Annotated in this window: 10 protein-coding genes; 3 read left to right on the top strand and 7 right to left on the bottom strand. The window is 66.6% G+C overall.

Features of this window, described 5'->3' with window-relative positions; translation table 11 throughout:
- A partial coding sequence (locus tag G6019_RS01355; protein ID WP_182626931.1) for a HEPN domain-containing protein occupies positions 1–1,259 on the top strand: 1,259 nt, incomplete at its 5' end.
- 462 nt (positions 1,260–1,721) lie between these two features.
- Here G6019_RS01355 and G6019_RS01350 read toward each other — a convergent pair.
- The 5 genes from G6019_RS01350 to G6019_RS01330 all read right to left on the bottom strand — a co-directional run bounded on the left by G6019_RS01350 (position 1,722) and on the right by G6019_RS01330 (position 7,212).
- Positions 1,722–3,002, bottom strand: coding sequence for a hypothetical protein (locus G6019_RS01350; RefSeq protein WP_182613495.1), 1,281 nt, complete (start codon positions 3,000–3,002; stop codon positions 1,722–1,724).
- Entirely contained in the window at positions 2,992–3,237 is a 246-nt protein-coding gene (locus tag G6019_RS01345; protein ID WP_182626929.1) for a hypothetical protein, read from the bottom strand. Before G6019_RS01345 ends, G6019_RS01350 begins: the two co-directional genes overlap by 11 nt.
- A gap of 17 nt (positions 3,238–3,254) precedes the next feature.
- The gene (locus G6019_RS01340) at positions 3,255–4,586 is read right to left on the bottom strand and encodes a hypothetical protein (protein ID WP_182626927.1); all 1,332 of its coding nucleotides are present in this window, start codon (positions 4,584–4,586) and stop codon (positions 3,255–3,257) included.
- Positions 4,587–4,857: 271 nt separating this feature from the next.
- Positions 4,858–5,958 (bottom strand): DUF7064 domain-containing protein, encoded by a 1,101-nt coding sequence (locus tag G6019_RS01335; protein ID WP_182613497.1) that lies wholly within the window; start codon positions 5,956–5,958, stop codon positions 4,858–4,860.
- A gap of 75 nt (positions 5,959–6,033) precedes the next feature.
- Positions 6,034–7,212 carry a phosphotransferase family protein gene (locus G6019_RS01330; RefSeq protein WP_182613498.1) on the bottom strand — a complete coding sequence of 393 codons (1,179 nt, stop codon included), beginning with the start codon at positions 7,210–7,212 and terminating at the stop codon, positions 6,034–6,036.
- A gap of 309 nt (positions 7,213–7,521) precedes the next feature.
- On the opposite strand from G6019_RS01330, the gene G6019_RS01325 reads away from it, so the two are divergent.
- The gene (locus G6019_RS01325; RefSeq protein ID WP_182613505.1) at positions 7,522–8,502 is read left to right on the top strand and encodes an LLM class flavin-dependent oxidoreductase; all 981 of its coding nucleotides are present in this window, start codon (positions 7,522–7,524) and stop codon (positions 8,500–8,502) included.
- Here the strand turns inward: G6019_RS01325 and G6019_RS01320 are convergent.
- Positions 8,499–9,023: a putative immunity protein gene (locus tag G6019_RS01320; protein ID WP_182613499.1), complete on the bottom strand. Its 525-nt coding sequence runs from the start codon at positions 9,021–9,023 to the stop codon at positions 8,499–8,501. The two genes, G6019_RS01325 and G6019_RS01320, sit on opposite strands and share 4 nt — an antisense overlap.
- Before the next feature lie 132 nt (positions 9,024–9,155).
- Here G6019_RS01320 and G6019_RS01315 point away from each other — a divergent pair, with 132 nt between their 5' ends.
- The gene (locus G6019_RS01315) at positions 9,156–10,634 is read left to right on the top strand and encodes a glutamine synthetase beta-grasp domain-containing protein (protein WP_182613500.1); all 1,479 of its coding nucleotides are present in this window, start codon (positions 9,156–9,158) and stop codon (positions 10,632–10,634) included.
- 52 nt (positions 10,635–10,686) lie between these two features.
- Here G6019_RS01315 and bioD read toward each other — a convergent pair.
- On the bottom strand, positions 10,687–11,081 hold a 395-nt coding region (gene bioD / locus G6019_RS01310), incomplete at its 5' end, for an ATP-dependent dethiobiotin synthetase BioD (RefSeq protein WP_182626925.1).

Genomic DNA, 11,081 nt, shown 5'->3' with positions numbered 1-11,081 from the left:
TGTCCGAAATCAACGCGGCAGGTCAGTTTGCCGTTCTGGGTTCGCTGGCGGTGAACCCGAGTGCGGTGACGCTCTGGGGTGTGCGTACGACCCGTCGGCGCTCCCTCGGTTTCGCGATGCCTGATGAGGAGGCTCCGGGCAATCATGAGATGCGAACCGATTGGTGTCTCGTCGGCGACCACATCCCCGACGAAACTCAACCGTTCAGCGAGATCCGGGTGGAAGTCACGAACCTCCATGACTGGGCCGGAATTCCGACGACGAGACACACTATTCCTGCAAAGGGACGCGGTCCGCGCGGCTTCTCCGTAGAGCTTCCCGACGCGCCGCAATCTGCCCTGATCAGTCCGTCGGGGCAGGTCCGCCTTGTCCCGACGGCGACGATCTCGCCGCCCGCTTTCGACGGCTTCAAAGTGTCGACGAATACCGCCGCAGTGTTCAACATTGACGGCGGTCTGGTGCTGACCGACGCACTCTCTCACGTCGCCACGCCGATCGCGAGCTTGATGACACTGCTGTCTGGAGCCAAATGCTCAGTGCGAAAGTTTGGGTTGGCCGAGGGCGACATCAGAGTAAACGTACTGGGACATCAGGTCGATGTGGAGGCGTCAGGAAGCTCAGGTGAGTTGTTCCTATATCGCGGCGACGTCGGTGATGACTTCCTACCTCGCTGGCTGGAACTGGCGCGGCGGGTATCTCCAGTCCCGCAGATCCTCGCGGCTGCTTGGAGCGATGAGTTCGCCACCGTCGAGACCGAGGCGCTCACGCTCGCGACCGCCGCCGAGATGCTTCACCGCCGGCTTTACCCGAACGCGAAGCGCTTCTCCGAAGAGCAAGTCGAGCAGGCAATCGAAGCACTGCGTGACTCGGCGGTTGAGGAGCCGGTCAAGGAGAGCCTGAACAGCGCACTGAGGCAGTGGTGGTCGGACAAGTCGTATCCCCAGCGCCTTAGAGAGATCACCGAACCTGTCGTCGAAGCAGTACCTTCGGCCGTCGGCAAACTCGGTCGGTGGAAAGAGGCGGTGCGCGCCCAACGAGTTGCGGGCGCCCACGGTCTGGGAGAGGAGGAATCGGGGCACGCGTCGGACATCCTCGACGTTTATGCACTCAACCAGTCGCTGCGGTGGGTCCTGACGTTCAGGCTCCTTCTTGAGGCTGGCGTCGCGCCAGACCAACTCGCCGACGCCGCGCAGCGAAGTGAGCGATATGAGACCGCGGCGCGACGGTGGTACGACCGGCTGCCTCACATTTTCAGCTGAGCCCGACTGGCAGTGAAACGGACGCGTCCACCGCAGTGCATTGTCGAGTCTTGGTCGGTGCACGCATGGAGTGGTCGAGTTCGTGCGATCTACAACTCGACACCCTCAGCTTTACATAAGGCCTGCTCCCGGCGTTGGCCTACGGTCTCTGGAACGTGTACAGCCTCGCTCGGCGAGGGCGGACGACGCTGCCGTCCTCGCCGCCACTGAAATTAAGTGAGACGGGGCCAGCGAGCGATGTCTCGGTGTTGGGAAGTTCGCGCACGACTGCATTGGCGGCCGGAAAGTTGCTGAGCGAACCTGGCCCTCTTGTGAGCACGGCGATCCGGCCAGTGGTCACCGTGGTCTGCGCCGTGCTGCCTCACTAGTTAGCGGCTGCGTCACCGTGGCGGAGATGCGGCCGCGGTCAGAGACGTCGTGGCCGTTGAGCCCATTGGCGAATCGCCTTGGTGCCCCCGCTGGCTACTGCTCGTCCGGTGTTTTCTTGAAGCGAGCAAGGGCGGTGGTGTCGAGTGAGGCTAGTGCTAAACCACTCCTCGGTCCGTCGCGCGGCCAGCGCACTCGTCCACGGGTGCTGGGGTGCAGATCGATCGTGTGGCTGGTCCCGTCGGGTCGCTTGGCTATGAGGGTCCTGTCAGCGATCCAGGTGGTGCCGTCGTCGGCGGTGACCTGATCTGCTCGTCGAAATGCAGCTTCTACTCGAGCGATAGTGGTGTCATCCATGACGGGGACGAGTTCACCGTCGACGAGCTCGCGTATTGGATGCTCGTCGGCTTGGACGCGGACGTAGCCGTAACGGGGGTCGGGGCGACTCCCATAGTGCGGGACTTCCAGAACATAGAGACGGCCGTCAAGATCGACGGTTCTGTCCCTGCCCGTCTCTATGGCCCGGTGGACGGTCAGCTCGGCGTCCTCGGTGCGGGTGCAGCGAATGATCTCTTCTGGGGAAGTGATCCAGCAACCATCACGGTCGGCATGAACACGGCGTGTCCACATCTCTCTCGGTTGTTCGATTGCCAGGGGCAGTCGGTACTCGGTCACTCGAGGTGGCGTGGCAGTGGTGTCGATGTGCAGCAGGAGGGGGTTCGATCTATCTATGACCCACAGGTCTGCGTGGTCAATGGCTACTGCTCCCGCATCAAACTCGGTGTCATCGTCGGGTAAGTCGTCGAGGTCGAGGTCCACCAGGATGCCGGTCTCAGCAAAGGCATTGGGGTCGTCGATACCTTTCCATCGCGGCCAGTAAGGATCTGGGGAGGGGTCGAGGTCGCGTAGCCGCTCTGTGCCCGCGACATAATGGATTCCCGTGTCAGTGGACTCCACCCACTTCTCGACGAGTTGCAGACGCCGAATCCTGCCGGTCACCACGCCGGGGTGGCCGCGCACAGCCCGATCGAAGCCGACATCGAGGCGCCCGGTCAGGTGCATCAGCCCGGCGACCGGGGTGTGGTGGTGCCACTCCGCGCTCCAGCCGGCACCGAAAACGTCGAACAACCAGCGCAGCGAACCATCTTCTGCTCCGTACGGGGCGTGTCCGAACCTCGGTTGGACCCTCACCCGAAAGGTGTCCACACCGGGAGCGGAAGGCTCGGCCTCGGAATCGAAACCGAGGACAACGCTGATGACGCCGTCCACGTGAAGCGGAGGCAAGGACCCGCCCTGGAAGACCGAACTGTGGACCATCACCTGGATGGTGTGTCCAGTGACGTCAGGGCTCATGAACTGGTGCGCGTCATAGGCCATAGATCGATGCTATGGAATCTCGACCCCTGCTGCTGGTCACGGTAGACGGGTCCAAGTCGATATTACTGAAAGGGCCGTACTGCAGCTCGGCGGGAGGTGGAGGTGACCCGACCATGTCGACGATCGACACGGTCGCCCCCAGTGCGAGAAGTGCCACCACAGCAAACATGACCAACGCGGTAGGTCGACCGAGGCGCCGCAGCCACGGCCGGGACGCCTCGTTGTTGATGGTCATGGGGGCAACGTATAGCGCTAGCGTCGCCTAGCTCGCAGTATGCGTCCGGCTTGAGGGTTTTCTCGTGGGTGTGGGGCAGCTTCCGGGGGAAGGTCCATGAACGCCGGATCCTGGGACGGGTCCTCCCGGATCCACTGCACCTGGCCCGTCGTTCGGGAGTCCAGGTCGATGGTGTGAACGGTGCGATCGGGTAGTTCAGCTGTCAGGGTGGCGTCGGCAATCCACTTGGTGCCGTCTGTGGTCTCGACTCGGTCGGCTCGCCGCCGGTGGGATTGCACAATGGCAATGATTGAGTCGTCCAAGACTGGGATGAGGTCGCCATCGACGAGTTCACGCACCGGATATTGGTCTGGGTCGATGTGCACGAATCCGTACTGGGGATGGTCGTGAACCGAGTGGTGTGGGTAAGTGCATATGAACAGGCGACCCTCGTGGTCGATCGTGTAGTCCCCGCCCTCGGTGGTCCTGCGGTGCACACTCAGCTCGGTTGGGCCGAGTCGGGCGCAGCGCACGATCTCCTCCGGGGAGGTGATCCAGCACCCGTCGCGGTCAGCATGAACTCTGCGCGACCACTTGTCTGGTGGTGGTTCGATCGACAGTGGTAGGAGGTATTCCACGACCTGAGGTGGGGAGTGGGAGATATCCACGTGCAGAAGTAGGGGAGTAGCCCGATCCATGACCCACACGTCGGTGCCGGAGACAGTTACTGCCCCGGCCTCGAAGTCGGTCACGTCATCGGGGACGGCATCAAGGTCGAGATCCACCAGAACGCCGGTTTCCTGGACTGGATCGTCGTTGGTATTAATCCGCCTCCAATTGGGCCAGTAGCGATCGGGTGACGGGCCCAGGTCGCGTAGTTGGGCGGTGCCGGAGATGAGGCGGGGCCCGGCATCAGTGGCCCGGAATCGTTCCTCGACTAGTTGTAGTCGCCGTATCTTGCCGGTCATCACGCCGGGGTGACCTGCCACGGCTCGCACGAAATCGGGAATCAGACGCCCGGTGAGGTGGATCCGCCCGCTCACTGGGCGATCGTGCGACCAGTAGGCGGTCCAGCCGTCGCCGAGCACTTCGAAATGCCAGAGCAGTGAGGCGTCGTTGTAAGGATGGGGCTGCGGGGCGTGCCCCCACCGCGGGCGAACAGTGACGGGGGCAGTGGAAACGCCGGGGGCGCGTGGATCGCGCTCGGTGATGAACACCGGCACAAGGCTGATGACATCACCGATACGCAGTGGTGGAAGAGAATTGTCCTGGAAGATGATGCTCGGAACGAACACGGGCATCGTGCGACCGGTGGTGCCGGGAAACATAGACATGCCCCACGCACTAGAGGAACCGATGGACGAAGCCATCGGGCGCGGGGTTACCTTGGCCGAGACAGTACGCGGCCCAACGGCCAAAGCGCCACTGATGCCAGACACAGCCGGTAACCCCGGCCCGGTGGAGGCGCCAACCGGCGACTACTTAGACCGTTCAGCTTTACATAACGACGACTATCGGCTACCGAATACTCCCAGGCACGAGTCCGCCGCTAGAGCCGCTACTACTTCGATCAGCGGCGATTTGCCTCCCGGGTGAGCGCGCCTCGAATTCGGGAGATGACCATAGTCGCAGTAGCCGCGACTACTCCGCCATATCCCCCCACCCGCCAAATCCCGACGGGTCGTGCCGGCCCATGTTGGCGTGCTCGAACAGGCCCCAGCCCACATCACCGTTGCAGGTCGCGCGCGCCACGTGGTCCACGACGTTGAACGGCAGCATGTTCACCACGTCCGGGGAGGTCATGTCGTAGGTGACGGACTCGCTCCAGTCGCGGCCCATCCAGCGACCGTGTGACCAGGCCGGGTCGCCCACGTAGCCCGCGCCCATGCTCAGCGGGACACCGCCCAGCGTCTCGACCTCCAGCAACAAGGCCTCACCGCGAGGCGTGGTCAGGTGCAGCCGGGCGCACTCCGGGTGGCGGGTGCCGCTGCGGTAGTCGACCTCCAGCCGCGGCCAGCCCAGCTGCTCGGTCCGTCCGTCGGCGAAGACCCGGCTCGCGTGGTTCAGCGTGCGGTGCCCGTCGGGGCTCTCCTGCAGGATCACGACCATCGCGTAGTCGTCGAAGCGCAGCGGGATATACGTCCACCAGAACCCCTCGCGCGGCTCGGCGGCCCACCGGCCCGGCGGATCGGACTCGCCGCTCGGGCGGATCCCCCACGAGCGGTCCCGGGTGCCCAGCCACACGTCGGGGTCGACGCGGAAGTCACGGCCATCGACCGAAAGCGTCCCCGACCAGCTGCCGACCTGCGCGAACCGGCTCGCGTCCAGCATCGCGCGCGTGCCCTCCAGCAGGACGTGCCGGTCCTCGAGCACCGCATCGAACGAGCCCTGCCAGGTCATGTCCATCGACAAGTCCGGGTGCTCGCAGATCAGGCGCAACGACCGCAGCGGGTCGATCACCTCGATCCGGTACCGGCCCACCGCCGGTTCCAGCGACCGCGACTCGAGTGCGTCGGAGAACCGCACCGACCGCTGCGTGTCGCCGTGGCGCACCGTCGCGAACGCGTCCACCACGCCGAGATTGGGATACACCCCGAACCCGGTCACCAGGAACACCTCCCCGGTGCGGTCGTGCGCGTTGAAGTAGTAGCGGTCGTAGAAGTTCCGATCGCTCGTGCCCACCTGCGCCATCGGCAGCGGCGTCTGGTGGACGGGGAACTCGTCGAGCGGGGTGGGTTTCACGTGGATCCTCGGGCAGTAGTCGGCCGCTGGGGCAGCGGGGGAGAGGCTGGTGGGAGCGGCGGGCCGGTGGCGTAATCAGTCGGCGATGAGCTGCGCCAACTTGGTGTGGTGGAGGACGTACTCGTCCGGGTGGGCGGGGGTCTCCACCTCGCCGAAGTGGATACGACGGCGAGTGATCCGCGACAGGATCACGGCCTGCCGCAGCCCGGCGTACACGTAGTAGAACGGCAGATCCCGGACCGTGGATCCGGTGAGGTGCTCGTACTGCTCGACGACCTCGCTGTGCTCGAACAGGTCCGGAATCCCGGGGAAGTCAAAGGCCACCGCGAGTTCCTGGAAGACGTCGTGGAAGTACAGGAACCAGCCCAGATCCACCTCGGGCGGCGCGATGGTGGCCATTTCCCAGTCCAGGACTGCGGTCGGTCGGGTTCCGTCGTAGAGAATGTTGCCGATCCGCGCATCGCCCCAGCTCAGGGCGTCCGGGCTGGTCTCGTCGGGCCAGTGGGCCTCGATCCAGTCGAAGGCGCGGTCGATGACGGGGATGGTCAACCCGTCCTCCCGGGTCGTCCACTGGTAGTAGGCGCGCTGCTCATCCACGTGGGCGCGCAGTGCGCTCATGCCGGGGGCGGGGGCGAGCGAGGACACCAGGTCGGCGGGCTGCGGGATCTGGTGAATCGCCGCCAACACGGCCAGGGACTCCTGTTGCACCTTCCGCCGCTGCTCGGGGTCCATTTCCAGGAGCCAGCCGTCGAAGACGTACGGGGGGTTGTCGACCGGGGCCCGGCCGCTGGCCCGGTCCATCACCAGGAACGGCGTGCCGAGAACGGCCGGGTCCTGCTCGAGCCAGCGGACGCGGGGGACCGGTAGGTCGGTGTTCTCGCGGACCACTCTCATCACGTCGAACTGCTTCTGCAGGTCGTAGACGGGGAACACCGGGAACGCGTCGTCCTGCGGGCACATCCGGGCCACCAACTCCACGGACTGGCGCTCGCTCGACCCGGCCGGGGTCCACGCGGCGTCGAACAGCACCGAGATGTTGGACATCCCCGAGCTCTCCGGCCGGCTCACCGCAGAGACCTCGACCCCGGCGTCGGAGTCGACCTCGTCCCGGCCGGCCAACCACAGGGTCAGGCGCTCACGGAACTCATCGAGGTCGGCCTCGCCCGAGGTGATGCGTTGGTTGAGTGGTTCGTCTGATCGCGTCGATGTCGAACTGGACTCGGTGGACGTCACCTGCGTCGCGTGGTCAGTCATCTGGTGTGGACCCTTCGTGCGGACCTGCCGCGCGGGCGGTACCCACGCTCGGATCAGTGTGACCCACAGCACATGAGGAAGTGCTCGAAATGCGCAACCCGGCGCCGTTCCCGCCGGAGTGAGGGCGCGCGTTGTCGTCGTCGTCATACTCAGGCGTAGAGGCGGACCGCCTGGCGTCTCGCCCGGGGGGGTGGGGGTGTCGACAAGGGGATCGGTGATCCGTCACCGATCCCCTCGCGTCGGTAGCCTCGGATTGCGGGTCTTGCCGACTCGAAACCTCGAAAAGTGAACGCAGAAAAAGGTGTGCAGTTGTCGATCCCCTTGAGCATCCTCGACCTGGTCTCCATCTCCGACGGCTCGACCGCCCGGGAGGGCATCGCCGCCTCGATGGAGTCCGCGCGCCTCGCGGACCGGCTCGGGTACCACCGGCTCTGGTTTGCTGAGCACCACAACACCCCCAACCTCGCGTCCAGCGCCACGGCACTGTTGATCTCGCAGGCGGCCTCGGTGACGGAGAGGATCCGCGTGGGTTCCGGCGGGGTGATGCTGCCCAACCACGCGCCGCTCATGGTGGCCGAGCAGTACGGCACGCTCGCCAACCTCCACGGCGACCGGATCGACCTGGGCCTGGTCCGCGCCCCCGGGACCGACGGGATGACCGCCCAGGCGCTGAGCCGGTCGTCGGCCGAACCGCAGGCCTTCGCGCAGCACATCTACGACCTGCAGGCGTGGTTCGGCGAGGCCGGCACGGCGCACAGCACCCCGATCCTCTCGTCGGTCTCTCAGGGCATGGAGGTGCCGATCTGGGTGCTCGGGTCCACCGTCAACGGCGCCTCGATCGCCGGTCAGCTGGGTCTGCCGTTCTCGCTGGCCTCGCACTTCGCGCCCGACCAGATCGACGACGCCATCCGCGTCTACCGGGAGTCCTTCAGCACCGAGGCCCCCACCGCGCGCCTCGACACGCCCCAGGTGATGGCCGGGATCAACGTGATCGTCGCCGACACCGACGCTGAAGCGCAGCGACAGTTCACCACCCTCCAGCAGATGTTCCTCGACCTGCGGGCCGGGCGACGCCGCAAGATCCAGCCGCCCGTCGACCCGGAGCAGTTCGCCGGCAGCTCGCCCGGGATGCTCGAGATCAGCGCGGTGGGATCGCCGGCCACCGTCAAGGCGCAGCTGGACGAGTTCGTCGCGCGCACGGGCGCGGACGAGCTGATCACCGTGACCTACGCGTACGACCCGGCGGTGCGGAACCGGTCGATCGAACTGCTGGCGGAGCTGTGGTTCTAACCGCGTTCCCGAATCGCTGAGTCGAGAGCGCTCATCAGCTGCGAGACGCGTGAGCTGCCAGTCGGTGCCTCCGGGTACCGACGAAGAATCGCGGGCACGGGCGGGGTCGCCCGACCGGCCAGGGCTCGAACCGTGTCGCGTTCCGAAGTGCCGGTCCGTACTTCGGTCACCCGCGCGGCGCACGCAGCTGCGCGGAGTATGTGTCCGACCTGTGACGCCTTGGCGATCGGGTGAAGGTAGGCGGCGGCCGCGGCGTCACCACAGGCGAGTGCCGCGAGCTGCGCGCTCTCGTCGGAGACCTCCTTGGCCGCGCGGTGGGAGGCGACGGCGGCGCTTCGTTGCAGGTTCGACCGCCGAGCGCCGTCGGCGAACGCGCGCGCCGCGTCGATCGCGTCTCGTGGACGTGAGTCATCCGGGGCCACGGCGTCGAACTCGGGGAGCAGTCCCTCAGCGCAGTCGGCGGCGAACCGCACGACCGCTCGTAGCTCGTCCATCGTCAGATCGAAGTCCGCTGCGCCCATGGCCCCATTCTCCCGTGCTCTGGGCAGAATCACGTTCCAGGGAGAGTCACGTTCCAGGCGAAGTCAGGCGGTCTCGCCCGGCGAACGCGCTCCTCCGGTGGGGACTGCCCCGCAACGCTGATACAACGAGGGATGCCCATCGACGCATTCGAACCCCATCCCCTCGTCCGCCTGCTCGGCATGCCTTCGGCGGAGTTCACCGCGAACGCCCTCGTCCGAGCGGTCGAAGAGCTGGGACTGGAGCAGGTGAACCTGCGCTACGTCGGCGGCGACGGTCGTCTCAAGACCCTGGCCTTCCCCATCAACTCCCGCCAGCACCTCCACGAGGTTCTGACGCGAGGCGAGCGCGTGGACGGCTCGAGCGTCTTTCCCGGGACCGACACCGACGCCAGTGACGTCTACATCGTCCCGCGGCACCGCACCGCTTTTCTCAACCCCTTCGGAGAGCGGATCTCCCTCGACGTCCTGTGTTCCTTCTACCGCGAGGACGGCACGCCGCTGCCGTACGCGCGCGAGCAGGTCGTGCGCCGCGGCGCCGAGGTGCTGACCCAGGAGACCGGCATGACGCTCGAGGCGTTCGGTGAGCTGGAGTACTACCTCGTCGACCGGCCCGAGGCGCTCTATCCCGTCGAGGAGGAGCGCGGGTACCAGGAGTCGGGGCCCTTCTCCAAGCACGAGCGGGTGCGCGAGCAGGTGCTGGGTCACCTCTCCTCCATGGGGGTGCCGCTGAAGTACGCCCACGGCGAGGTCGGCAACATCCTCGAGGACGACCGTCAGCTGGTTCAGCACGAGATCGAGCTCCAGCCGGTGCCGCTGGAGCAGGCCGCCGACAACCTCGTCCTGGCGAAATGGGTGGTGCGCGAGGTCGCCTACTCCCACGGCCTCGAGGCGACGTTCGCGCCGCTGGTCAGCGGCGAGGGCGCTGGGAACGGCCTGCACATCCACAGCCGACTGGTGCGTAACGGCACCAACACCCTCGTCACCAAGGCGGGGATCAACGCCACCGGGCGACGGTTGATCGCCGGTTACCTCTCGGCGGCCAGGGCGCTGTCCGCGGTCGGCAACACGGTCCCCACGTCCTACCTGCGGTTCACCGCCGGCGACGAGTCGCCCGAGGACATCTGCTGGGGGGAGAAGGACCGCACCGGTCTGGTCCGGGTCCCACTGGCCTGGGGCGGCGACGTGCTGGCCGGCATGGTGGCCCACGCCAATCCCGGCAGCACCGAGCCCGTCCCCGAACCGGCCACGCACCCCCAGACCATCGAGTTGCGACTCGGCGACGGCTCGGCCGACGTCCACCTGCTCCTGGCGGGTATGGCCGTCGCCGCGACGCGCGCGTTGGGAGATGACGGCAGCCTGGAGTTGGCGGACCGCCTCAACGCTGACACCAATGACGATTTCGAGCAGCTGCCCACCTCGTGTGGGGAGGCGGCCGACGTGCTGGAGGCCGAGCGCGAGATGTTCGAAGCCGACGGCGTCTTCCCCGGGAAACTGATCGACGCCCTGCTCGCCGGCTTGCGCGACGCCGACGCCGACGAGGTAGCCGGTGGAAAGGGCGACGACGAGGCCGCGCGCGAGGAGCTCATCCGCCGCCACTGGCACGTCGGCTGAGTTCAGCCGCCGAGCGGTCCCCGCAGGGGGATCCGGTCTGGGTCCGCCGTGCCTACGGTGTCGGAACAGTCGTCGGCCGGTACACCTCTCGGAGTGCGTCGAGGGCGCCGGAGTCGAACCACGCGGGGGCGGACCGGGTGAACTCCACGTGATCCAGCCGACCGGCCCCCGCGGGCACCCGGCCGAGCACCGGAACCCCGGCCAGGCGGGGCAGGTCGTCCAGATTGCAGCGCTCGGCGAGGTCGGGGTCGTCCGGCCACGAGCCGATCACGATTCCGGCGCACCGGAGTCCCGCTGAACCGATCGCGCGGACCGTGAGCTCGGTATCGGACAGCGTGCCCAGTCCCGCGCGGGCCACCACGACCACCGGGGCGTCGAGCGACCGGGCGAGATCGAGCACCGTGAGGTCGGCGCCCAGGCGCACGAGTACACCACCGGCGCCCTCGA

The sequence above is a fragment of the Dietzia sp. DQ12-76 genome (assembly GCF_014145045.1).
Taxonomy (GTDB): Bacteria; Actinomycetota; Actinomycetes; order Mycobacteriales; family Mycobacteriaceae; genus Dietzia.
Note: the sequence above shows the minus strand (reverse complement) of the source record. Positions and strands in the feature narration are given on the sequence as shown.